The sequence below is a fragment of the Chryseobacterium sp. R2A-55 genome, from assembly GCF_021401085.1.
Taxonomy (GTDB): domain Bacteria; phylum Bacteroidota; class Bacteroidia; order Flavobacteriales; family Weeksellaceae; genus Kaistella.
Genome location: NZ_JACBFP010000001.1, coordinates 254,579 through 277,397 on the forward strand (window position 1 = coordinate 254,579; position 22,819 = coordinate 277,397).

Annotated in this window: 22 protein-coding genes; 10 read left to right on the forward strand and 12 right to left on the reverse strand. The window is 40.2% G+C overall.

Annotated features, from left to right (window positions below):
• The first annotated feature begins 25 nt into the window (after positions 1 to 25).
• The 9 genes from L0951_RS01170 (at position 26) to L0951_RS01210 (ending at position 9,202) form a co-directional block, all read left to right on the forward strand.
• Positions 26 to 1,699 (forward strand): glutamine--tRNA ligase/YqeY domain fusion protein, encoded by a 1,674-nt coding sequence (locus tag L0951_RS01170; protein WP_234108858.1) that lies wholly within the window; start codon positions 26 to 28, stop codon positions 1,697 to 1,699.
• 414 nt (positions 1,700 to 2,113) lie between these two features.
• Positions 2,114 to 3,286, forward strand: coding sequence for a thioredoxin family protein (locus L0951_RS01175; protein ID WP_234108860.1), 1,173 nt, complete (start codon positions 2,114 to 2,116; stop codon positions 3,284 to 3,286).
• 7 nt (positions 3,287 to 3,293) lie between these two features.
• Positions 3,294 to 3,926, forward strand: coding sequence for a DUF3575 domain-containing protein (locus tag L0951_RS01180; protein WP_234108862.1), 633 nt, complete (start codon positions 3,294 to 3,296; stop codon positions 3,924 to 3,926).
• Positions 3,926 to 4,129 (forward strand): hypothetical protein, encoded by a 204-nt coding sequence (locus L0951_RS01185; RefSeq protein ID WP_234108869.1) that lies wholly within the window; start codon positions 3,926 to 3,928, stop codon positions 4,127 to 4,129. The genes L0951_RS01180 and L0951_RS01185 overlap by 1 nt, the downstream gene beginning before the upstream one ends.
• A gap of 89 nt (positions 4,130 to 4,218) precedes the next feature.
• On the forward strand, positions 4,219 to 5,211 hold the full coding sequence (gene dusB, locus L0951_RS01190) for a tRNA dihydrouridine synthase DusB (protein WP_234108871.1): 993 nt from the start codon (positions 4,219 to 4,221) through the stop codon (positions 5,209 to 5,211).
• 91 nt (positions 5,212 to 5,302) lie between these two features.
• Positions 5,303 to 6,205 carry an ABC transporter ATP-binding protein gene (locus tag L0951_RS01195; protein WP_234108873.1) on the forward strand — a complete coding sequence of 301 codons (903 nt, stop codon included), beginning with the start codon at positions 5,303 to 5,305 and terminating at the stop codon, positions 6,203 to 6,205.
• Between the two features lie 103 nt (positions 6,206 to 6,308).
• On the forward strand, positions 6,309 to 7,625 hold the full coding sequence (locus tag L0951_RS01200; RefSeq protein ID WP_234108874.1) for an ABC transporter permease: 1,317 nt from the start codon (positions 6,309 to 6,311) through the stop codon (positions 7,623 to 7,625).
• 187 nt (positions 7,626 to 7,812) lie between these two features.
• Complete coding sequence (locus L0951_RS01205; RefSeq protein WP_234108875.1) at positions 7,813 to 8,676, forward strand: flavin reductase family protein; 864 nt, start codon at positions 7,813 to 7,815, stop codon at positions 8,674 to 8,676.
• Between the two features lie 52 nt (positions 8,677 to 8,728).
• Positions 8,729 to 9,202 carry a hypothetical protein gene (locus tag L0951_RS01210; RefSeq protein WP_234108876.1) on the forward strand — a complete coding sequence of 158 codons (474 nt, stop codon included), beginning with the start codon at positions 8,729 to 8,731 and terminating at the stop codon, positions 9,200 to 9,202.
• Positions 9,203 to 9,237: 35 nt separating this feature from the next.
• On the opposite strand, the gene L0951_RS01215 is transcribed toward L0951_RS01210, so the two are convergent.
• From L0951_RS01215 to L0951_RS01250, 8 genes are all read right to left on the reverse strand, one after another.
• On the reverse strand, positions 9,238 to 10,083 hold the full coding sequence (locus tag L0951_RS01215; protein ID WP_234108878.1) for an alpha/beta hydrolase family protein: 846 nt from the start codon (positions 10,081 to 10,083) through the stop codon (positions 9,238 to 9,240).
• A 114-nt stretch (positions 10,084 to 10,197) separates the two neighbouring features.
• Positions 10,198 to 12,276 carry a M13 family metallopeptidase gene (locus L0951_RS01220; protein WP_234108880.1) on the reverse strand — a complete coding sequence of 693 codons (2,079 nt, stop codon included), beginning with the start codon at positions 12,274 to 12,276 and terminating at the stop codon, positions 10,198 to 10,200.
• A 114-nt stretch (positions 12,277 to 12,390) separates the two neighbouring features.
• Entirely contained in the window at positions 12,391 to 14,481 is a 2,091-nt protein-coding gene (locus tag L0951_RS01225) for a M13 family metallopeptidase (protein ID WP_234108881.1), read from the reverse strand.
• Positions 14,482 to 14,565: 84 nt separating this feature from the next.
• Complete coding sequence (locus L0951_RS01230) at positions 14,566 to 14,940, reverse strand: YkvA family protein (protein ID WP_234108882.1); 375 nt, start codon at positions 14,938 to 14,940, stop codon at positions 14,566 to 14,568.
• Between the two features lie 4 nt (positions 14,941 to 14,944).
• Positions 14,945 to 16,192 (reverse strand): CinA family nicotinamide mononucleotide deamidase-related protein, encoded by a 1,248-nt coding sequence (locus L0951_RS01235; protein ID WP_234108886.1) that lies wholly within the window; start codon positions 16,190 to 16,192, stop codon positions 14,945 to 14,947.
• A gap of 268 nt (positions 16,193 to 16,460) precedes the next feature.
• Positions 16,461 to 17,291: a dienelactone hydrolase family protein gene (locus L0951_RS01240; RefSeq protein WP_234108887.1), complete on the reverse strand. Its 831-nt coding sequence runs from the start codon at positions 17,289 to 17,291 to the stop codon at positions 16,461 to 16,463.
• Positions 17,292 to 17,379: 88 nt separating this feature from the next.
• Positions 17,380 to 18,246, reverse strand: coding sequence for a lipoyl synthase (gene lipA / locus L0951_RS01245; RefSeq protein WP_234108888.1), 867 nt, complete (start codon positions 18,244 to 18,246; stop codon positions 17,380 to 17,382).
• A gap of 45 nt (positions 18,247 to 18,291) precedes the next feature.
• The gene (locus tag L0951_RS01250; RefSeq protein WP_234109327.1) at positions 18,292 to 18,849 is read right to left on the reverse strand and encodes an RNA polymerase sigma factor; all 558 of its coding nucleotides are present in this window, start codon (positions 18,847 to 18,849) and stop codon (positions 18,292 to 18,294) included.
• A 139-nt stretch (positions 18,850 to 18,988) separates the two neighbouring features.
• On the opposite strand from L0951_RS01250, the gene L0951_RS01255 reads away from it, so the two are divergent.
• Positions 18,989 to 19,285 carry a hypothetical protein gene (locus L0951_RS01255; RefSeq protein WP_234108889.1) on the forward strand — a complete coding sequence of 99 codons (297 nt, stop codon included), beginning with the start codon at positions 18,989 to 18,991 and terminating at the stop codon, positions 19,283 to 19,285.
• Between the two features lie 86 nt (positions 19,286 to 19,371).
• Here the strand turns inward: L0951_RS01255 and L0951_RS01260 are convergent, their stop codons facing one another.
• From L0951_RS01260 to L0951_RS01275, 4 genes are read right to left on the reverse strand one after another with little or no spacing between them, the layout of a single operon-like run.
• Positions 19,372 to 19,785 carry a cytochrome C gene (locus L0951_RS01260; protein WP_234108890.1) on the reverse strand — a complete coding sequence of 138 codons (414 nt, stop codon included), beginning with the start codon at positions 19,783 to 19,785 and terminating at the stop codon, positions 19,372 to 19,374.
• 17 nt (positions 19,786 to 19,802) lie between these two features.
• Complete coding sequence (locus L0951_RS01265) at positions 19,803 to 20,063, reverse strand: hypothetical protein (RefSeq protein WP_234108891.1); 261 nt, start codon at positions 20,061 to 20,063, stop codon at positions 19,803 to 19,805.
• Position 20,064: 1 nt separating this feature from the next.
• A complete protein-coding gene (locus tag L0951_RS01270) occupies positions 20,065 to 21,054 on the reverse strand; it encodes a cytochrome c (protein WP_262908418.1) in 990 nt (329 codons plus the stop codon).
• 9 nt (positions 21,055 to 21,063) lie between these two features.
• Positions 21,064 to 22,815, reverse strand: a complete 1,752-nt coding sequence (locus tag L0951_RS01275) for a cbb3-type cytochrome c oxidase subunit I (RefSeq protein WP_234108895.1) — start codon at positions 22,813 to 22,815, stop codon at positions 21,064 to 21,066.
• Positions 22,816 to 22,819: the final 4 nt, after the last annotated feature.

Sequence of the window (22,819 nt, forward strand, 5' to 3'; positions counted from 1 at the left end):
AATTTGCACTCTACAATTCTAAACAATGGAAGAAGAAAAAAAAGCCCTCAACTTTATTGAGCAAATCATAGAAGAAGACCTCTCAAACGGATTAGGAAGAGAAAAACTGCGATTCCGCTTTCCACCTGAACCAAACGGTTATCTGCATGTGGGACATACGAAAGCAATTTGCATTAATTTCGGTTTGGGCGAAAAATACGGGGCGCCCGTGAACCTTCGCTTTGATGATACCAATCCAGAAAAAGAAGAACAGGAATTTGTGGATTCTATCAAAGCAGATATCGATTGGTTGGGTTTTAAATATGACCGGGAACTTTACGCATCTGATTATTTTGACCAACTTTATGATTGGGCAGTTCAAATGATAAAGAACGGGAAAGCTTATGTGGACGAACAATCTTCCGAAGAAATTACCGCACAAAGAAAAAATCCTTTCGAAGACGGAATTGAATCACCGTTTAGAAACCGACCCATCGAGGAAAGTCTGGAACTGTTTGAGAAAATGAAAAACGGAGAGTTTGCAGAAGGCACCATGTCACTTCGTGCAAAAATCGACATGAAATCTCCCAACATGAATATGCGGGATCCTGTCATGTACAGAATCCTGAAAAGACCACACCACCGAACCGGCGACAAATGGAAAATCTACCCCATGTACGATTGGGCACATGGAGAATCAGACTATATCGAGCAGATTTCGCACTCGCTTTGCTCATTGGAATTTGAAAACCACCGTCCACTTTATGATTGGTATCTGGATCAGGTCTATGACAGTTCCAAGGTGAGAAACAAGCAAAGGGAATTCGCCAGAATGAATGTGACCTACATGATTACTTCCAAAAGAAAACTGCAGAGACTGGTCGCAGAAAAAGCCGTTACTGGATGGGACGACCCAAGAATGCCTACGATTTCGGGGATGAGAAGATTAGGATTCACTCCTACTGCCATTAAAAATTTCATTGAAAGGGTTGGCGTTGCCAAAAGAGAAAACATGATCGATGTACAACTTTTGGAATTTTTTGTGCGAGAAGATTTGAACAAGATTTCAACCAGAGTGATGACCGTGGTAGATCCGGTAAAACTGATCATTGAAAATTATCCGGAAGACCAGGTAGAATGGCTGGAAACCGAAAATAACCCGGAAGATGAAAATGCCGGAACCCGCAAAATCCCTTTCAGCAGAGAGCTCTATATCGAACGTGAAGATTTTAAAGAAGAAGCCAACAACAAGTTTTTCCGATTGAAATTAGGCGGAGAAGTTCGTTTGAAATCTGCATACATCATCAAAGCGGAAAGAGTTGAAAAAAATGAAAACGGTGAAATTACTGCAATTTATGCAACCTACGATCCGAAATCAAAATCCGGAAGCGGAACCGAAGAAAGCTTAAGAAAAGTAAAGGGCACATTGCACTGGGTCTCTGCAAAACACGCAATCCCGGTGGAAGTGAGAATTTATAACCGGCTTTTCACCACTCCAGAACCAGATTCGGAAAAGGAAACCGACTTCATGGAGTTCCTCAATCCGGAAAGTCTGCAGACCGTGCATGGATTTGCCGAACCAAGCCTCAAAAATGCGGAAATCGGTCAACCGTATCAGTTTCAAAGAATCGGATATTTCACCAAAGACAGAGATTCCTCCGATGAGAAGTTGGTATTCAACAGAACCGTCACTTTGAAAGACAGCTACAAACCTGAATAGATTTCAGCAAAATGCCATACCAAAAACTTCGGAGTTCCGAAGTTTTTTTGCTAGATGACATCCCGAATGAAAATGGCTTCCTTAATCGATTCTAAAAGCCTTCGGTAACGGTGCTTTACCATGATTGAAAATGAATTCATATTGTCTCTTAATGGGTATGCCCAAAATTATGAAATACTTATCCGAATCACTTTAAACCAGTATTAACAAACAATTAACTCTTGTTGACAAAAAACTTGTACTTTGAAACCCATTGCATTTTTCAGCGAAAAGAATTTTTTGATCTGCAGAGATTTTTTTTAAAACCGCACCTGCAAATCAGCCTAAATTCACTTAAAATAACCTTATAATTTCCCGAAATCTTCTTCGCTCAAATTTTTTATAATTATATTCGCACAGATTTTTCCTAATCCAATGAAAAAAATCATATCATTCCTTTTATTCACTATTTCCATCTCCTTTCTTGCACAGGAGAGCATCAATTTTGAAAAAAGCAGCTTCAAAGACATTTTGGCAAAGGCAAAAACCCAAAAAAAACTAGTCTTTCTGGATGCTTATGCTTCCTGGTGCGGCCCATGCAAAATGATGGAGAAAAATATTTTCCCACTACAATCGGTGCGAGAATTTTTTAACGCCAATTTCATTAACGCCAGTATCGACATGGAAAAAGGAGAAGGCAGAGAAATTGCGAGAAAATACAACATCTACTCCTATCCCACGTACCTTTTTCTGAATGGCGATGGCGAAGTGGTGATCAAAGATTATGGCTACAAATCGGAAACTGATTTCCTGGATTTCGCCAAAGAAGCCAATAATCCCAAACTGAAGAAAGGCTCCTACAAAGAACTGTTCGCAAATGGAGAAAAAGACCCTGAACTGCTGCTCAATATGATGAGGACCTATGCAGACAGTGATCCCGAATTTTCGAAAAAAGTCTCCGAACGCTACTTTCAGGTAAAGGGAAAACAGCCATTAACCCCCGAAGAATTGCGGCTACTACTCTATTACCTAAAATCAACGGAAGACCAGAATTACAAGATTTTCATTGAACGAAAAGACGAAATCAGTCAAATGATCACCCCCGAAAAATACCGGGAAATTGATTCAAGCCTTAAGATTTCGAAAGTATTTGAGGCTGCTTTCGATGAGAAAACCGGCACCATTGACGATGAAAAATTCCTGCAGTCCGCCACTCCGTTGATCGGAAAAGCCGAAGCTGAAAATGAACTAAGCAGATTTAAAGTTAATTATTTCGCCAACGTGGGGAATTTTGCTGCATTTGAAAAAGCTGCTCTTGCATATTATACAGATCCTGAAAAGTTTACGCCAGACGAGCTCATCAAAGCAGCTTGGGTTTTCAGCGAACACGTGAGTGATCCAAAATCTCTAAAAAAAGCGGTGGAATGGGCTGAAAAAGCGAATATGAATATACAGAATCCACAGAACACCTATATATTGGCAAAACTTTATGCAAAAACAGGCAACAAAGACGGTGCTTTGCTTTATGCCAAACTCTCAAAATATTTGGCAGAAAGTCAGGGTCTGGATTCCTCTTTAGCCAACCAATTATTAGAAACCTTAAAATAAAAAACTTTTGAAAAAACTCATTTTACTCTTTGCTATGGCGTCGTTTGCCGTCATGAGTGCCCAAACTATTGATTCAAACAAATCTCAAAAAAAACTCTATGTAAAGGCCAACGCTGTTTTTCTCCCCATCGGGATGTTGAACGCAGGAGTTGAGCATCAGCTTAGTGAAAAATGGACCCTTCAGGAAGAAATCTTCATTTCACCATGGAAATCGTTCGGGGGAATGCCCGCTCAGATTTACATGGGTGGAATTGAGGCCAGATATTATTTTGGTGAAGCTTTTAAACATTTTTACGTAGGAGCAAATTTGCATGTTGCCTCATTCCATATGAGAAAATTTAATTACTGGGGTGACGGAGATTATCAATATGGACCGGAATATCCAGTTTACAAATTATCCGACGTCTATCAGTCTGGGTTTGCAATAATGGGTGGTGCTACAGTGGGTTACCAGTGGCAAATCAATGAAAAATGGAACCTGGATTTGTTTGTTGGTGGGGGTCATTCAGAAGGTTTTTATCATGGTTATGTGATGAGCACCGGTGAAAGATACGATGTAGATTATGTGGACGGACCCAATAGAAGCGGCGAATGGATTCCCTACAAAGGCGGTTTAATGATTTCGTACCGGTTAAAATAATGAACATCAAAAGCACTAAATTCGTGGTAATCGCCGTCATTACCTTCGTCATCTTATTCCTGATGAACTATATCGGCAATAATTTGCCAGACAAACTGGAAAGAGCATTGATGACCGCAGTTGCGGGTGTTATCGGTTTGACCATAGGAATGTGGTTTGTCCACCGGAATTCAAAAGACGATACCCATCACGATTTTGATTAATTAAGATCGATGCAGCTTCTTTGGGAGCTGTTTTTTTATACATCATACTTGCCTTTTCTACTTCTCTTCAAAAGATTTATCTTTGCACCATGATAAAAATCGGCAACATTACGCTTCCGGATTTTCCACTTCTGCTCGCTCCGATGGAGGATGTTTCTGATCCACCATTCCGAAGGCTGTGCAAAATGCACGGAGCAGATATGATGTATTCAGAATTTATCTCGTCCGAAGGTTTGATTCGAGATGCAATGAAAAGCAAAAAAAAGCTCGATATTTTTGATTATGAAAGACCGGTGGGAATCCAGATTTTTGGTGGTGATGAAGAAGCGATGGCACTTTCCGCAAAAATTGTCGAGACCGTGAATCCCGATTTGGTGGACATCAATTTCGGTTGCCCGGTCAAGAAAGTGGTTTGCAAAGGAGCCGGTGCAGGTGTTTTGAAAGACATCGATTTAATGGTTCGATTGACCAAAGCGGTAGTGAATTCCACCCATCTTCCGGTCACGGTAAAAACACGATTAGGTTGGGACACGGAAACCATCAACATCATGGAAGTTGCGGAAAAATTGCAGGAAGTTGGCATCAAAGCATTGACCATTCACGCCAGAACCCGTTCCCAAATGTACAAAGGCGAAGCTGATTGGGACTATATCAGCAAAGTGAAGAATAATCCGAATATTGAAATTCCAATTTTCGGAAACGGAGACGTGGATTCACCCGAAAAAGCTTTGGAATACCGCACAAAATACAACTGCGATGGCATCATGATCGGTCGTGGCGCAATTGGCTATCCATGGATTTTTAATGAGATCAAGCATTTTTTTGCGACCGGTGAAAAACTCCCCGAACCAACCATTACTCAACGTCTGGAAGCGGTTCGTCAACATGCGGAATGGAGTGCAGAATGGAAAGGCGAAAGACTGGGACTGATTGAAATGAGGCAACATTACAGCAACTATTTCCGTGGAATTCCACATTTCAAGGATTTTAGAAGAAAATTTCTGGAAGTTTTCACCTTGGAAGAAATGGATGCAGTGATCGCAGAAGCGGATGCTTTTTACAAGGAACATATTTTTGCTTAAACACTACGGACTCATCCAAAGATTTCAAGTTTGAGTACCCTTCAGCGTAACTTTTCCCTGTTTTTGCTTACTAATATTTAAAAGAATTTTCATGCTCCAAGCAGAACACGTCACCAAAACCTACAATGCCGGGAAAAAACTGGCGCTCAGTGATTTTTCCATTAATGTTCCTGAAGGCAGTATTTATGGACTTCTTGGCCCGAACGGTGCCGGAAAAACCACATTCATCAGAATTATCAATCAAATTACACAGGCCGATTCCGGCGAGGTTTTCATCAACAATGAAAAACTAAATCCCGAACACATCAAACAGATTGGTTACATGCCCGAAGAACGCGGACTTTACAAAAACATGACCGTAGGTGATCAGATCCTTTATTTCGGGGAACTGAAGGGAATGTCCAAAAATGACGCTTTAAACCAGGCAAAATATTGGTTTGAGCAACTTCAGATCGATCAGTGGTGGAAGAAGAAACTCTCTGAACTTTCCAAAGGAATGGCGCAAAAAATCCAGTTCGTGGTCACCGTTTTGCACCGCCCGAAACTGTTGATTCTGGACGAGCCGTTTTCTGGTTTCGATCCGGTGAATGCAAACATGATCAAAGACCAGATTTTGAATCTGAGAAATCAGGGAACCACCATCATTCTTTCCACCCACCGAATGGAAAGTGTGGAGGAAATGTGCGATTTTGTAGCATTAATCAATAATGCAAAAAAAATTCTGGACGGCAAAGTCTTCGAAGTGCGCGAAAAGTTCAAGAAGAATATTTTCAATGTGACCCTCTCAGATGTAAACCAAGACCATTTTGCATCTTTTAAAAATCAATTTCAAATTGAGGAATATTCCATTGAAAATCAATTAATTTCATTCGATATAAAAAATGGAACCGACCAAAGTCTGTTACTGAATGAACTGCTGAAAGTTGGGAAAATCCGTTCTTTTGATGAGAAAATTCCCAGCATGAACGAAGTGTTTATTAATGCCGTACAATAGGTGAATTTTCGTTCGGAAGCGAATTTGCTTCGGAGTTCATTTCTGCAAGTGAATTTATTGTTTATTTTAAACCTCAAACCTTAAACTTCAAACCAAAATTTAGATGAAAAACATCTTCCTCATCACAAGACGTGAATATCTGACCCAGGTCAAAAAGAAATCCTTCGTCATTCTGACGCTTCTCGCACCAGTTTTGATGATTGGTTTCGGTGCTTTGATCGCATTTATGTTTAAGGCGAATGAAACTTCAAGTACTTTCAATGTCATCGATAAAAGCGGGATTTTTGTAGGCCAGCTTCAAAATGATAAAAAAATAAAATACGTTTTTGTGCCGCAGGAAAATGAAAGAGCATTGACCTCCACCTTGAAAGATATGACCGGAATTGAGGGATTACTTGTGATTCCCGAATTGAAAAACAACAATTTCGACGAGCTTGAAAAAGACAGCAAACTATTGATTAACAAGAAGATTGGATTCGATACGAAAATGAGGGTGGCCTCAGATCTTTCCAAAATCATTAAAAAAGAAAAAATCAAAAACCTCGGAATTTCTGAAAACCAGATCAAGGATTTGGACAAAAATTTTGAGCTCAACACCCAAAATATAGTGGATGAAAAAAGTGCTGATAACGACCTGTCTTTCGGCGTAAAATCCGGATTGAGTATGGTTTTGATGTATGCCGTTTTCATGTTCATCATCATTTACGGAGTTCGCGTAATGAGAAGCGTTTTGGAGGAAAAGAACAACCGGGTGGTGGAAATTATCATTTCGTCGGTAAAACCTTTTGAACTGATGATGGGAAAAATTTTGGGGGTGACTTTGGTCGCTTTAACCCAATTCTCAATTTGGATAACGATGGCTGTAATTGGCGCAATCACCTTGAATAGTGGTTTTTCAGCCATACAAAATCAAATTCCCGGCGGCGAACAATCCGCAGAAATGATGGAGAAATTTGACTTTAAACAAATGGCGGGCGAAGTTTCTCATATCCTTCTGGACATGAATTTCCCGCTGATTATTTTCGTGTTCATCGTTTTCTTTTTGCTGGGCTATATTTTTTACAGCTCCATGTATGCCGCAATCGGTTCTGCGGTAGACAATGAGACCGAAACCCAACAATTCACTTTATTTGCAATCATTCCTTTAATGTTGGGAATGTATGGAAGTTTCACCATCATGAATAATCCGGAAGGACCGCTCGGCTTTTGGCTTTCCATCATTCCATTCACTTCGCCGGTTGCAATGATTGCGAGGATTCCATTTGGCGTGCCGATATGGGAAATTGCACTTTCTATGATATTGCTGATTTTTTCAACGCTGCTCATGATTTACATCGCCGCAAAGGTTTACCGCGTAGGAATTTTGATGTACGGAAACAAGGCAACCATGAAGGAGCTTTGGAAATGGATCAGGAGTTGAGCATGATCATCAATAAAAACTTTCGTCGTCGGAAGTTTTTTTTTCTTAATACCGGTGATTATTCTTGTTTGGTCAGATTTTAAACAAAATATTACGTTATTATTTGAATTTTTTTATTCATTATATTAACTTCTCAGAATAACCATTATTTTTGCCGGAAAGTAAAATCCGATTTTAAAATCATTCCATGAAAACGATTACTCCAAAAGACCTGAATAATCTTCAACTCCAAACGCTTCTGCAGACGGCAATTGCGCCGCGTCCCATCGCATTGGCTTCCACGGTTGACCAAGACGGAGTGATTAATCTGAGTCCGTTCAGTTTTTTCAATATGTTCAGTTCCAATCCGCCCATCGTGATTTTTTCACCGGCAAGAAGAGTTCGCGACAATACTACGAAACATACTTTGGAAAACGTTCTTCAAGTTCCGGAAGTGGTCATTGGAATTGTGAATTTCAAAATTGTGCAGCAGATTTCACTGGCATCTACGGAATATGAAAAAGGAGTAAACGAATTTGTAAAGTCGGGACTCACCATGAAAGATGCCGAATTGGTGCAACCGAAACTCATCAAAGAATGTCCAGTTAATTTAGAATGTAAAGTTTTAGAAATCAAACATTTGGGAACTGAAGGCGGTGCAGGAAATTTAATTATTTGCGAAATCATTAAAATCCACGTTCGCGAAGAATACTTGAACGAAGCCGGAAATCTGGACCAAACAAAACTCGATTTGGTTGCAAGATTAGGCGGAAACTGGTACTCCAGGAATAATGAAAATAACCTGTTTGAAGTCCCGAAACCTTTGGTCACCAAAGGAATCGGTTTCGATTTGTTACCGAATGAAATCAAATTCAGCAAAGTTTTTACCGGAAACGATTTGGGAATGTTGGCCAATATAGAAGAATTACCGGTTGGTAATTTTCATTCTGAAAAAGCAATACATTTGGAGGCACAGAAGCAACTTTTGGAAAGCCGAATTGCAGAAGCGTGGAAGATTTTGGTGAAAAATCAAGATCAGATACTTTTAGATGAAAATCTTTATGGGGAATAATAATCCTTCAAAAAAACATTTTATCAGAGCCTTTCTTAAAACCGAATTTCTGATGATAATTTTCCTTTGGATAAATATCATTTATTCACTTGTACATTTATCCAGTCCGGGGATATTTCTAATTTCGGGAATAGTGGGACTCACCATCGTCAGTATTTTATTGAAATTTAGAAATGACTTATCGGTCTACTTACTTGTCTTTTTGCTTGGATTTGGAATAATTAACCTGATTTCTTTCAATGATTCCGTGCAAGTGACCTTAATGGGCTTTATTAACCTCACAAATTTAATCTTATTCTGTATCCTCATTTATAAAAAAAGAAAAATTCTTGCTACGATAAATGAAAAATGGTTTGGTACGAAAAAATCAGAGTATGCTGAACAAAGAACACAACGCATCCAATTTTTCAAAAAAAGGTTTAACAATTTAACCAAGCAAGAACTTGAAAACAAACTGAGTGAAGAATTAGTTGACGAAGCGAGAAAGGCGATCTTAGAAATTATATCTGAACGAGAATTAAGATAAAATATTTTCAATTTTATTCTTATTTCTGATTTGGTTTATCCTTGTATTTTATCAAGGAACTGAATAGAAATACTACATATTTTTTCTAGATCTTCCGGAAGAAAACCCTCTGTCCACGGTTCTTTTGCACCGAAAGTGTGGTCTGCATTTTCTAAGACGAAAAGCTCAGAAGTTTTACACCATCTGTTCAGCAATTCCGCTTCCTTTACATTCACCGCCAAATCATCGGTTCCCTGAAGGATGAGGATTGGCTTCTTCAAATGTTGTGCAGCGTACTGAATATTGAAACGGTCTTCATTGTTTTTAAAATCCTCAAAATATTGGTAATAATGCGGCATCTGCTGTTTGGTTCTGCCGTTTTCGGAATACATGACGCCAGATTTCTTCCACTCTTCCAATTTTTCACTGCGCGGGAAACGGTTGGCAAAATTACTGACACCGGCCAATGTAATCAATGCTTTAATTCTGTCATCTTCAAATGCCTTGATCACCGAAATTCCTCCACCTCTACTGTGACCAATGATGGAAATTTTTGACGGATCAACTTTGGGATTCTCCAAAAAATAATTTAAAACCGCATCGTAATCCGACATTTCTTTTGAGAAATTATTATTCCCAAAAGCCTCCAAATTGGCAAATTCAGTGGGATTTTCCAAAGTGGTTCCGTTGTGCGAGAAATTAAATTTGACAAAGAAAAATCCTGCTTCTGCAAACTTTTCCGCCATAAGATTCCATGCTCCCCAGTCTTTGTAACCTTTGTAACCATGTGCAAAAATCACCAGCGGAAGTTTCACGGAACTTTCCTGATAGAAAGCATCTGCGAGAAAATCTCTGGTATCTGGATTTTGGATGATGATGTTTTTTTCTTGGATAATTTTCATCTTTTAAAGATACAGGAAACAAAGCAATAATAACAAACCTTAAAGTTGGATTAACCATTCTGTCAAGCGCAAAAAAAGTCCCTCTCCAATGGAGAGGGATTTAGAGGATGAGGATTACCAGATTTTAATCCTTTCTTCCGGGGCTTTATACAGTTTATCGCCCGGTTTCAAATCGAAAGCCTTATAGAAAGAATCCATGTTGACCAAAGGTCCAAAACTTCTGAAATATCCCGGTGAATGTGGATCGGTTTTCACCAGGTTTACCAAGAATTTGTCGGTAGATTTAGTTCTCCAAACGGTTGCCCAACTCATGAAGAATCTTTGGTCCTGATTGAAACCGCTTATTAAACCTGGATTTCCGTGATCTTTCAAATACATTTGAAGTGCGGTGTAAGCCACTGCGGAACCTCCCAAGTCACCGATGTTTTCGCCGCTGGTAAATTTTCCGTTTACGAAACTTCCGGCAACCGGTTCATATTTGTCGTATTGAGCGGCAAGTTGCGCCACTTTTGCATCGAAGTTTTTTCGGTCAGAATCTGTCCACCAATTATTCAGGTTTCCGTCACCATCAAATCTGGAACCGGAATCATCGAAACCGTGAGAAATCTCGTGACCGATTACCGCACCAATTCCTCCAAAATTCACTGCAGGATCAGCTTTGAAATTGAAGAAAGGCGGCTGAAGAATCGCAGCAGGGAATACAATTTCGTTATTGGATGAACTGTAATAAGCGTTCACTGTTTGTGGCGACATTCCCCACTCGGTTTTATCCACCGGTTTTCCAACTTTATCCAAACTTCTTTGATAAGCCCATTTCGAGATATTTTCACGATTCGAATAGTAAGTCCCACCATCTGCAGGAGATTGCAGCTGTAATTTGGTATAATCTCTCCATTTATCCGGATAAGCGATTTTCACAGTGAACTTTGAAAGTTTTTCCTGCGCTTTTACCTTTGTTTCAGGCGACATCCAGTCCAGATTGTCGATATGGACTTTGAAGGATTTTTTCAGATAACTGATGTATTCCTCCATTTTGGTTTTTGCTTCAGCCGGGAAATATTGATCCACATAAAGTTTTCCAAATGCCTCCCCCAAAGTTCCGTTCACCACAGCAAGACCTCGTTTGTCCATTGACCGCTGTTCTTTTTGTCCCTGAAGATATTTCGAGTAAAAATCAAATCTCAAGTTGTCAAGATTAGAATCCAGATTACCTGTATTGCCGTTCAATAATTGGAACTTCATATAATCTTTAATTAATGGAAGCGTTCTTTCGTTCATCCACTTATCCATATTCTGGTAATATTTCAGTTCAGTGACGATAACTTTATCGGTATTTACCCCTGCACTGGTTAAGTAATTCGGTAAATCCACATGCGTAACCAAAGCTGAAAGCTCTTTCACCATTTTGGGATTGTAGCGAAGGTTGGCGTCTCTTCCCTGCTCCAAAGTCAAAAGATCATTTGCCAGTTGCTTCTCAAAAGCCACCACTCTCATCGCTGTTTGTTTGGAAGCATTATCGCCTAAAACATTGAAAAGTGAAGCTACATAATCAGTATAAGCTGCAAGAGTTTTGGTATTGGCTTCATTTTCTTTCTGGTAATAATCTTTTCCCAAACCGAGACTTGGTCCACCCAGATACACAGCGTTCATCACCGAGTTTTTCATATCTGCGGAAACCCGCCACTGATAAAAAGGATTGTCACCGGTTTTTGTGGCATCGATCAAATATTTTTGCAAATCAGCAATTGATTTCAAATTGTCGATTTTGGCAATTTCCGGCTTAATTGGGTTAATTCCATCGGCATTCCTCTTGTTCCAGTCAATGAAGGTTCCATACAGTGCCTGGATTTTTTGACCTTCGGAATTGGCTGCGAATTGATCGGTCAAAATTTTATTTAAGATCTCTAAGGATGCATTGTCAACATCTTCCCGAAGCACATTGAAACTTCCCCAACTTGTTTTATCAGAGGGAATTTCTGTGGTTTTCATCCAGTTTCCGTTCACATAGCTATAGAAATCATCTTGTGGACGAACCGAAGTGTCCATATAGGAAAGATTAATCCCGTAATCAGTCCCAATCACAGATTTCACGGGTGTTTGTTCTGTTTTTGTTTCCGCACTTTTTGCGGTTTTACAAGAATTCATGAAAACAATACCTGTTAATGCAAGTACTGCAATGCTAATTTTTTTCATTACTAATAATTAAATTTTATTGAATATGGATCAAAGATAACAATAAATATCTGCATAAAACAGCGTTAACAAGGTTTGGAACCTTGTTAACGCCTAAAAATTCATTGATGACTATTACCAAATCTTGATCCGATTCTCTGGCTTTTTATACAGTTTGTCGCCTTCTTTCACATCAAACGCTTGGTAAAAAGCATCCGTATTCACGAGTGGCCCGAAAGCTCTGTACAATCCTGGAGCGTGTTCGTTCGTTTTAATCTGGTTGATCAGTGCCGCTTCTTTCTGCAAAGTTCTCCAGACGGTTGCCCAGCTCAGGAAAAATCTTTGATCCTGGGTGTAACCACTGATCAATCCTGGATTTCCATGATCTTTCAAATACATTTGGAGCGCATCGTATGAAATATTTACCCCACCTAAATCGGCAATATTTTCACCATTGGTAAATTCACCGTTCACGAAAGTTCCTTCTACCGGTTGATAGGTGCTGTATTGCGCAGCGAGGGATTTCGTGGCTTTTTCGAAATTGGCTTTATCTTCAGGGGTCCACCAATCTACCAGATTTCCATCGGCATCAAACTGCGCACCTGAATCATCAAAACCATGTGTCATTTCATGCCCGATTACCGCACCAATTCCACCAAAATTAATGGCGGCATCTGCTTTAGGGTTAAAGAATGGCGGCTGCAAAATCGCGGCAGGGAAAACAATCTCGTTATTCACAGGGTTGTAATAGGCGTTCACGGTTTGTGGAGTCATTCCCCATTCCGTTCTATCAACAGGTTTTCCAATTTTGTCTAAATCTTTTTGATATTGCCATGAAGTAACATTCTGAAGATTTTTATACAAAGTTCCTCCGTTGGCTTCAGACTGGATTTGCAATTTTGAATAATCTTTCCATTTGTCCGGATAAGCAACTTTTACCGTAAATTTATTGAGTTTATTGAGTGCTTTTTCCTTCGTCACCGGCGACATCCAACTTAAGTTATTGATATGGCTCACAAAGCTTTTCTTCAAATAATCGATCAGCTCCACCATTTGTGCTTTTGCTTCGGCAGGGAAATATTTCTCTACATACAATTTCCCGAAAGCTTCGCCCAAAGTACCGTTGATGAGTTCGAATGCACGCTTGTTCTGTGCTCTTTGCTGATCCTGACCTCTCAAATATTTCCCGTAGAACGCAAATTTTCTGGCATCCAAATCTGCAGAAAGATAACTCGCACTGCCGGAAAGCAGGTGGAATTTCATATAATCCTTGATCAAAGGAATATTTTTAGCGGTAATGAACTTGTCGAGGTTTTTATAATAATTCAGTTCACCCAAAATCACTTTGTCAGTATCCACGCCTACCGATGTCAAATATTTTGACAGGTCCACGTTTTTCACCATCCCTTTGAGTTCGGTCATCGTTCTTGGATTATACTGCAAAGTCGCATCGCGAATCTGTTCGTTGGTCAAATAAGTCTGCGCAATACTTTTTTCGAAGTTCACGATATTTTTTGCAACCTCCTCAGAATTTTTATAACCCAAAAAGTCGAGCATTGAAGCAACATATTTGATGTATTCTGCAAGGGTTTCGGTATTTTTCGGGTTTACTTTTTGGTAATAATCTCTTCCTAATCCCAACTCTGCTTCTCCCATATAAACAGCGTTCATTTTGGAATTTTTCAAGTCAGAAAAAACGCCCCAAGCATAAAAAGGATTCTCTCCATTTTTGGTTGCTTCCACCAAGTAATTCTGGAAATCTGCAAGTGATTTGATGGCGTCAATTTTTGCGAGATCCGCTTTGATAGGAGCAATTCCATCTGCATTTCGCTTGTTCATATCCATATAAGTTGCGTACAAATCCTGGATTTTCTTTCCTTCACTTCCATCTGCAAACTTATCGCTAAGCAGCGAATTTAAAATCGTCATCGAGTTGTTGTCCGTATCTTCCGCCAGTTTGTTGAAACTTCCCCAAGTGGACTTATCTGCCGGGATTTTTGCGGTCTTCATCCAGCTTCCGTTCACGTAATTATAAAAATCGTCTTGCGGACGAACCGACTTGTCCATTGCCGACAAATCAAGTCCATTTTCTGGAGTTTCTACTTTAGGGGTCAAAGGCGTTTCGGGTGATACAGCAGTCACTGGTGCAGTCGCCACTTTGGATGCACATGAACTGAGCGCTACAATTCCCGCGAAAGCAAGGACTGTGATGTTGAGCTTTTTCATAAGGATGTTGTTATGGATATTTAATGGATAAGTCAATTGATCACAAGATTTGTTACGGTACTCCCCCAAAAAACAGCAAAGATTTTAATCAGAAAAAAATCGGGTGTAAAGAACAAATACCAAAAATCCGTAGAACAGCATAAGCGGAATCGCAAAAACCCACTTTTTTCCAGACTTAAGGTTTGGACTTTTTTTCTTTTTCAAATCATCAAGAATCGACTTTGGAATCAGCGAAACCGTGATTCCAATTAAGATCGGAACCAAAATCAAATCATCCAGAAGTCCCAAAACCGGAATAAAATCAGGGATGAAATCGATGGGACTCAGCAAATATCCTATGGTGACCACGGCCAATATTTTTGCAGCCACCGGCGTTCTGCGGTCGAAAATCGCATAATAAACCAGAGCTGCTTTTTGATTTTGTTCCTTTACCTTTTCTCTGAATTTTGAAACCCACATGGTTTTAGTCCTTAACCAAATAGTACACCAAATCCTGCAGAATCCTTTGTGAAACAAAGTTCACAAAATCATTTCGGTCCAGATGCGGAAGAAAGAGGCGGTTCGTTTTCTCAAAATCATTTATGCGGATGGAATAGAAAACGGTTCCAATTTCGCTGTTGAATTCATCCGAATTGGGTCCGGAAACACCTGTGGTAGAAAGCGAGATATCGGTTTTAAATAATTTCTGACCACCCAAACTCATTTCCTGGGCAACTTCTTCGGAAACCACGGTTTTGTCTAAAATCGTTTTTTCAGAAACCCCTAAAATCTCAATTTTCTTGTGATAATTGTAGGGTATCACGCCGCCCAAAAAATATTCCGAACTCCCCGAAACGGAGGTGATGAGCCTTGCCAATTCTCCACCGGTACAACTTTCCGCCGTAGAAATCGTGAGTTTTTTTTCGATCAGGATTTCTTTCAGAATCGACTGAATTTCATTTCCATTCCAGGAAATAACCTTTTCAGAGATGTAGGGTTTAAGTTTTTCAATTTCTGTATTTAACTGATTCTTAATGAAATTCAAATCATTTCCAATGGCGGTCAAGCGGAGTTTGATTCTGTTTCCGACCGGCAAATAAGACAGTGAAATATTTTCCGGAAGCGCCAATTCCCAATCTTCGATCGTTTGTGAAAGCAGACTTTCGGGGAAATCGACCACGGAAATAATTTGGGTCAAAATGCAGTCTAATGAAAATCGCTCCTTCAGAAATGGAATGATTTGGTTTCGCAAAAAAGGCTTCACCTCGAAAGGGACACCGGGAAGTGAAAAAATCAATTTCCCATTTTGCTCCATCATTTGACACGGTGCGGTTCCGTTTTCGTTCTGGAAAATCTTGGACTTGGACAATATTACAGCCTGACTCTTGTTGATTTCCAAAAGATGCTCCCGATTTCTTCTGATCAAAAGCTGTTTCAAATGCTCGAAAGTTTCTTCATCTAAAACCAGGTGATCATCAAAAAATTCCGCGAAAGCAATTCGGGTTTTGTCGTCTTTTGTTGGTCCGATTCCGCCAGTTGCAATCACGATTCCGGCAATTTCAGTAGCGGCTTTCAAACCGGTTTTGATGGCGTCTATTTCGTCGGGAACTGTAAAAATCCTGGAAACCGATATTCCAATATTCCTGAGTTCTGTTGCGATAAAATGAGAATTGGTATCGAGTGTGTTTCCGGAAAGAATTTCGTCGCCGATGATGAGGATTGCCGCGTTCATTAAAGTACTTTTTTACAAATTTCGTGAAAAATACCAGGAATGCATGAAAATTTTTAACATAATCAAAACCGGTCGTGAATGAGTGCCTTAAAAAAATCTTGAAAAGAAAAACTGAACTTCAATAATAGCCCCGATCGCAGTGGAAATCCTTTTTTGGTGTATTTCGGTACTTCGAGGAGCTCAGTCATCTTCATACACCAAAAAAGATTGCAGCGGAGAGCGGGACGGGTTTTCGAAAGAGTCTATAACTTGGTTGCTCCTAAAAAAATTACTTGAAAATTTCTGCGAGGAATGTTTTCATGTCGTTCCATGATTTTTCGTCGGCTTCTTTGTTGTAGGCGATTTTGAGGTTAAATTTTTTGCCGGCCTCCGTGGAAGCGGGATTGGTAAAGGAATGGACCGCATTTGGATAATCGATAAACCGGTAGTTAATTTTGGCGGAATCCATTTCCTTTTTGAAGGAAGCAATCTCATCGGCCGATACAAAACTGTCATCCGCACCGTTGCAGACCAGGATTTTAACTTTGTTGTTCTTTGCGCGGACTCCGGTTTCCAGATTTCCGTGGAAGGAAACTGCGCCCTTCAAATCGCTTTCCTGACGGGCCATGTTCAAGGCTTGCGCACCACCGAAACAATAGCCGATGACGGCAATTTTGGAATGGTCTGCATTGGGAAAAGTGACGACACGTGCTTTTGCAGCATCAAAAATCATTTTTGCATTGATCGGGATCTGGTAAAAAGGTTGTGCCAATTTTCCTGCTTCCTGTGGATTATCTACTACTTTTCCTTCACCGTAGAAATCGACGGCCATTGCAAAATATCCCAATTCTGCGAGCTGCTTCGCTCGATCTTTTGCATAATCCGATAAGCCCCACCATTCTGGAATGACCATTACGACCGGTTTTGGCTGGTCAGAATCTGCGGGAAACGCCGCGAAGGATTTGTAATTCACTCCACGGATATTGTAAACCACGTTTTCGGTTCTGATGTTTTTGGTAGGGGAAATTTCTGTTTTTGCGGATGCATCTTTCGGGGTGTCTTTGCAGGAAACTGCTGCGAAAAAAATCATCGCTGCGAAAGTGAATGACAGTGTTTTCATAGTTGATCTTGATATTTAGATGAATTAATTCGCTTGACAAATGATTTCCGCATGGATCAATCCTGCTCGCTCGATCAGCAATTGGTCACTACAAAATATGTTTTTCCGCGTGATAAGAACTCCTGACCAGAGGCGAACTTTCCACATGTCTGAAACCTAAGTTTCTTGCAAAATCACCATATTCTTCAAATTCTTCCGGAGTGATGAATTTTTTCACGGCGAGATGGTTTTTTGTGGGCTGCAGATACTGTCCCAAGGTAATTACGTCCACATTTGCCTTTCTGATGTCTTCAATCGTTTGGAAAACCTCTTCTTTTTCTTCGCCCAAACCGAGCATTAATCCGGTTTTGGTTCTTCGTTGCCCGGAATTTTTCAGATATTTTAAGACCTCTAAACTTCTTTCATATTTTGCCTGAATTCTCACTTCGCGGGTCAATCTTTTCACGGTTTCCATATTGTGGGAAATCACTTCGGGCGCCACTTCGATCATTCGGTCGAGATGTTTGTGGATTCCCTGGAAATCCGGAATCAATGTTTCCATAGTGGTTCCCGGAGAAATTCTGCGAACTGCGTTCACGGTTTCCGCCCAAAGAATGGATCCCATATCTTTCAGGTCATCGCGGTCAACTGAAGTGAGTACGGCGTGTTTGATTTTCATCAACTTGATGGAACGGGCTACTTTTTCAGGTTCGTCCCAGTTCACGTCTAAAGGTTTTCCGGTTTTCACGCCGCAGAATCCGCAGCTTCTGGTGCAGATGTTTCCAAGAATCATGAAAGTGGCGGTTCCGCTTCCCCAACATTCTCCCATGTTTGGACAACTTCCACTTTGGCAAATGGTATTGAGTTTATATTTATCCACCAAAGTTCTGAGTTCGCGGTAATTCTTCCCAGTTGGGAGTTTTACCCGGATCCATTTGGGTTTTTGTATGGTTGTATTTGATAAGACTTCGCTCATGAGTAAAAATAAAGGTCAAATTTAAGGATTTAGAAATTGTTTTCGTCAATCTTCAAATTCATTGTTTTTTAATAATTCCGCCAATACCTTTTTGGCACGCATGATGCGGACTTTGGTATTTGCTACGGTCAGATTAAGTTCTTCTGCAATTTCTTTGATGCTTCTTTCCTCAAAAAATCTGAGCCGAATAATGTCTTGATAGTTGGAGTCCAAAGATTCAATCACTGAAGTAATTTGTTTTTGTTCTTCTTCAGATATCAAAAGTTCTTCCGGCGAACGAGCAAAGTGATTTTTAAAGTCATCGAAATTATCAGTAGAATCCTCATTTTCCCGGGACTTTTTTCGCCAAAAATCGATCACTGAATTTTGGGCAATGGTGAGAATCCAGGTTTTAAACTGAAAATTGGGATCAAACAAATCCAGTTTCGCCAAGACTTTAGAGAAAACTGAAACTGTGATTTCGTCTGCCACATTTTCATCCTGCACTTTTTTCAGCACAAAACTGAACACATCTACCCAATGCGCATTGATGAGTCTGGTCTGCGCTTTTTGGTCTTTGTTTTTGGCATCAGTAATTAATGATAAAAGTTCCGCTTTTTCCATGGTGAACAAATATAGCGATTTTAGACCAGCCATTCCGGGGAAGTTTTGAGAAAATTGGTTAACTTTGAAACCCTTTTCGAATTTCGAATTATGAATGATGAAAAAGGAAAATTACAATTTTAAAACTAAACTTTAAGATATGGGCGCAAAGAAAAAATACAAAAAACAGATTCTGAAATCATTGAAGAAACTGGCAGATTCTGAATACGGATTGGTAGAAACCATGACCAATCTGATGCTTTTGAAGGAAATGAAGAAACATGACATTGAATTCAAAGAAGGAGACACCTTCACTTTTGACGATAATATTTTTGATTACAGCGAGGACAAAAACATCAGAAAACTTGCGGATCTTCGTAAGAAAATGCTCAAAACCATGAACAAACTCGTGGAGAAAAACAACTTCAAGGATAAGCAGATTGAGTTTTTAGCTTGATTTGATTTTTTGCGGGACGATTTATTTTCAAATAAAAAGCGGCTTCAAAATAATTTTGAAACCGCTTCCTCAATTTATATGAAAACTTAATATGGATGTCCATTGAAATAGGTTATTCCGTAGTATGCGCTCCATGCAGCAATCAGGATGATCAATACCCACATCCAGACTGGGATGGTTTGGGGCGTCTCACTTCCTTCCACCACGAAACTTTTTACACTCGCTTTGTCGTGAGCATTGATCATCAGCGGAAAACTTCCGTCCACGATATCATTTTCCTTTAATCCTTCCACACTGATTGACGGACCATTTCTCACCTGGAAATTAATCAGCCGGATTCCTTCCCTGCCGGAGATCGATTTGCTGACAATCTTCATAGTGTGTTCTCCATCGGTCAGTTTAGAGGTATCAAAATCAAAAACGATCGGAGTGTCCAGATCAGCAATCGGATGCGGATCATCATCTATAAAAATCTTTACGGTTGATCTGTCTTTGGTCATTTCTTGATATTTTAAAATTAATTTAAAATAGAATTTTTTATGTGGTTCTTGTTTTTTTCGCCCGGTTTCGCGATATATTTGATGGTATAAATCAGGGTGTAAAGCGTGATTAGCGCAATGACTGCCACAATCACCCAATCCCATTTGCTCTCTGGTCCGGTTCCATGTGTGAATCCCTGAGTTAATTTTGGCTGCTGCAACTGACATGCATCACAAGCCATCGCGAAATTGGCTGCCAGGATCAAAATCAATCCTATTATTTTTTTCAAACTTTTCATCTTACTTGATTTTTTCCATGATGGTTTTTACTTTTTCCAGATCCACAGGTTTTCCGGTATTTCCCCAGGAAGACCTTTCGTGGTTCATGATTGCGGTGACCATTTCCGCGGTGAAATTGGCATTTTTTCCTACTGCGGGCATCGGTCCATATCCAGGTCTTCCGGTATAACCTGTCATGATGATATTCACGTAAACATCCAAATCATCGCCATTTACGATCGGGCTGCCTTTCAAAGGAGGGAATGCTCCGGGAAGTCCCTCGCCAGTTGCTTGGTGGCACGTTGCACAGTTTGCGGTGAATAATTCGGCACCATCGGGCAAATTTGATGCTGCACCGGCCGCCGCTTTTTTCTCTTTTTGTTTGTAAAGGAATTCTACTGGTGCAACGCCTTCCGGAAGTTTCACCTGTTTCAATGATAGTAGATAAGCAACCAAATTCATCGCATCTTGAGTGGCAACTATTTTTTTGTTTTTATTTTTAAGGAATTCCGGCGGTACTTTTACTTCCACATCACCTTTTTCAAGAAAATCTTTTTCTTTAAACATCCATTGAAATGCCGGCATAATGGACTCCTTCACTGCCGCCCTTGGTTGATAAAGGTGGACCAACTGCCAATCCTGGCTTGGCTGCCTTGAACCGATGTTGGTTAAATCAGGTCCTGTTCTTTCCGAACCCAAAAGATTGGCCGTATTTCTCCAAAAGTCTGTTCTGTCATTAACCGCGTAATCCGAAGGAATATTTGGTCTGCTTCCAAATGGTGTATCCATATCCACTCCCCTCACTTGCTGAGTGTGACAAGCGATACAGCCGTTTGCGACATAAAGCGCTTTCCCAGCTTTTTGCTCTTTTGTCAAAGGCTTTGCATCGGGCAAAGGTTGATAAATCTGTTGATTTTGAAAGGCTGGCAAAATCGCAATATTGAGCGTCAGAAAGAGAAAAAAAAGCAATGCTGACCAAAATAACAATTTATGATTACTGTACATGTTCATGTCTCAAGTTTATTTTGTTGGAATAAATTCTGTGTTTTGAAGTTGCTTTTTAGCCTGTAAAATCTCTTTTGGTGTTCTTGGAATTACAATTGCGGGTTTTTTGCTGACCATCTTATAAAAATTGTACGCAAAAATCAAATGCGAAATCCACATCATCGTTCCTCCCACGGCTCTCCATAACCAGTAAGGAGCCATTATGACAACGCTTTCAATAAATGGCTTTTTTGCCATCCAAAGAAGTCCTTTCTCTGTGGAGCCAATCATTAATGAAGTAATATAAATCAATATTCCGATCAAAGCCAGCCAGAAGTGGATCCCGACCCAGAATTTCGGCGGCTCCTTGCCAGTAATTCTTGGAACCAGCGTGTAAGTAAATGCCCACAACATAAAGGTAATGATTCCATACATCGTCATATGCGAATGTGCGACGGTGAAGTCCGTGAAATGCCAAATCAAGTTAGTGAACCTAAATGCTTCCACTGTTCCCTGGAGTGAGCCCGAAAAGTAAAACAGAATTCCGATCAAATAGAATGGAAGGGTGTAACTGTTTTTAAGTTTATACCAGGATCCATTGAAAGTCAGCAAAAAGTTGGTCGTGCCCGCTACCACAGGAATTACCATTCCCACACTTGCCACGATGGCCACGGTCTGCATCCACCATGGAATTGCGCTGAAAATAAAGTGGTGACTTCCAATGAGGGTGTAAAACAGAATTTGAGTCCAAAATGCCAGAATACCTAAACTGTATGAGTAAATTGGCTTGTTTAACTGTAATGGTAGAAAATAATACATCAGTCCAAGATTTAGGAACATGAACCACATTCCCACTCCTTGATGCATATAGTAACCCTGAATAATGGTTTCACCAAGTCCGTGCTGCCAAAAAGGAAGATAACCCACTAACAAGATAACGATGACGTACATCACCGCGGCTACGATATACCAGTTTGAAACATAGATTTCGCCGGTTTTCCTCCTGGCGATGGTCATTAAAAAGTTATAGAGCGAAATGCCGATTCCCACCGCAAATAAACCCATGAAAGGCCAAATATATTCTCTGTATTCACCGCCCGCATTATTAATTCCCGCCATCAGAGAAATGGTGCCCGAAAGTACTGCGGCATTCATTAAATAAAAAGCGACCCATCCTAATTTAATGCTGAACAAATCCCCATTGCTGACTCGCGGAATTACATAATAGGAAAATCCCACCATCGCAAAAGAAGCCCATCCCCAAAAAACCATATTGGTATGAACCGGTCGAAGTCGACCAAAACTCAGCCAGCTCACATGATCCGCATCGGGAGCTACAAACTTAATCCCCAAATATTCGCCAACGGTGGTTGCAATAATCAGCCAAAAAACAGAAAACCCCAAAAAATAAAGAACCAGTTTTCCCAATTGAGGAGTGACCACAGCGTCTTTAACCTCAGAATTTTTATGGGGGATTGCCCTTATTTCCTCTACTGTATTGATATTCGTGATGATCCCTTTCTGATCCGAAACCGGCAGGCTTCCTGAAAGCTCGTTTTCTGGAATCCGGTATTCCAATTCTTTCTCTCTGCGTTTGTAATGCTCCACCTCTTCTGGCGTTAACTCCTTAATCTTGTTGCGAATATCCTTAAGTTCACGCCTGCTCCGCAAATCTTTATAAGTTCCATAAGTTCTGATAACCGCAATTGCTAAACCGGCAAGAATAGGAATCAGAATGAGAAGCAAGGTAAGTTGAACCCCTGATTCACCAAATAATGAGTTATTCATAAAT

Bases quoted from the DNA above. Each gene is read 5' to 3' on its own strand.
- L0951_RS01275 (WP_234108895.1), bottom strand. From the start codon at position 22,815: ATGAATAACTCATTATTTGGTGAATCAGGGGTTCAACTTACCTTGCTT.
- L0951_RS01240 (WP_234108887.1), bottom strand. From the start codon at position 17,291: ATGAAAACACTGTCATTCACTTTCGCAGCGATGATTTTTTTCGCAGCA.
- dusB (WP_234108871.1), top strand. From the start codon at position 4,219: ATGATAAAAATCGGCAACATTACGCTTCCGGATTTTCCACTTCTGCTC.
- L0951_RS01260 (WP_234108890.1), bottom strand. From the start codon at position 19,785: ATGACCAAAGACAGATCAACCGTAAAGATTTTTATAGATGATGATCCG.
- L0951_RS01175 (WP_234108860.1), top strand. From the start codon at position 2,114: ATGAAAAAAATCATATCATTCCTTTTATTCACTATTTCCATCTCCTTT.
- L0951_RS01195 (WP_234108873.1), top strand. From the start codon at position 5,303: ATGCTCCAAGCAGAACACGTCACCAAAACCTACAATGCCGGGAAAAAA.
- L0951_RS01255 (WP_234108889.1), top strand. From the start codon at position 18,989: ATGGGCGCAAAGAAAAAATACAAAAAACAGATTCTGAAATCATTGAAG.
- L0951_RS01210 (WP_234108876.1), top strand. From the start codon at position 8,729: ATGATAATTTTCCTTTGGATAAATATCATTTATTCACTTGTACATTTA.
- L0951_RS01170 (WP_234108858.1), top strand. From the start codon at position 26: ATGGAAGAAGAAAAAAAAGCCCTCAACTTTATTGAGCAAATCATAGAA.
- L0951_RS01205 (WP_234108875.1), top strand. From the start codon at position 7,813: ATGAAAACGATTACTCCAAAAGACCTGAATAATCTTCAACTCCAAACG.
- L0951_RS01250 (WP_234109327.1), bottom strand. From the start codon at position 18,849: ATGGAAAAAGCGGAACTTTTATCATTAATTACTGATGCCAAAAACAAA.
- L0951_RS01200 (WP_234108874.1), top strand. From the start codon at position 6,309: ATGAAAAACATCTTCCTCATCACAAGACGTGAATATCTGACCCAGGTC.
- L0951_RS01230 (WP_234108882.1), bottom strand. From the start codon at position 14,940: ATGTGGGTTTCAAAATTCAGAGAAAAGGTAAAGGAACAAAATCAAAAA.
- lipA (WP_234108888.1), bottom strand. From the start codon at position 18,246: ATGAGCGAAGTCTTATCAAATACAACCATACAAAAACCCAAATGGATC.
- L0951_RS01225 (WP_234108881.1), bottom strand. From the start codon at position 14,481: ATGAAAAAGCTCAACATCACAGTCCTTGCTTTCGCGGGAATTGTAGCG.
- L0951_RS01215 (WP_234108878.1), bottom strand. From the start codon at position 10,083: ATGAAAATTATCCAAGAAAAAAACATCATCATCCAAAATCCAGATACC.
- L0951_RS01220 (WP_234108880.1), bottom strand. From the start codon at position 12,276: ATGAAAAAAATTAGCATTGCAGTACTTGCATTAACAGGTATTGTTTTC.
- L0951_RS01235 (WP_234108886.1), bottom strand. From the start codon at position 16,192: ATGAACGCGGCAATCCTCATCATCGGCGACGAAATTCTTTCCGGAAAC.
- L0951_RS01265 (WP_234108891.1), bottom strand. From the start codon at position 20,063: ATGAAAAGTTTGAAAAAAATAATAGGATTGATTTTGATCCTGGCAGCC.
- L0951_RS01270 (WP_262908418.1), bottom strand. From the start codon at position 21,054: ATGAACATGTACAGTAATCATAAATTGTTATTTTGGTCAGCATTGCTT.
- L0951_RS01185 (WP_234108869.1), top strand. From the start codon at position 3,926: ATGAACATCAAAAGCACTAAATTCGTGGTAATCGCCGTCATTACCTTC.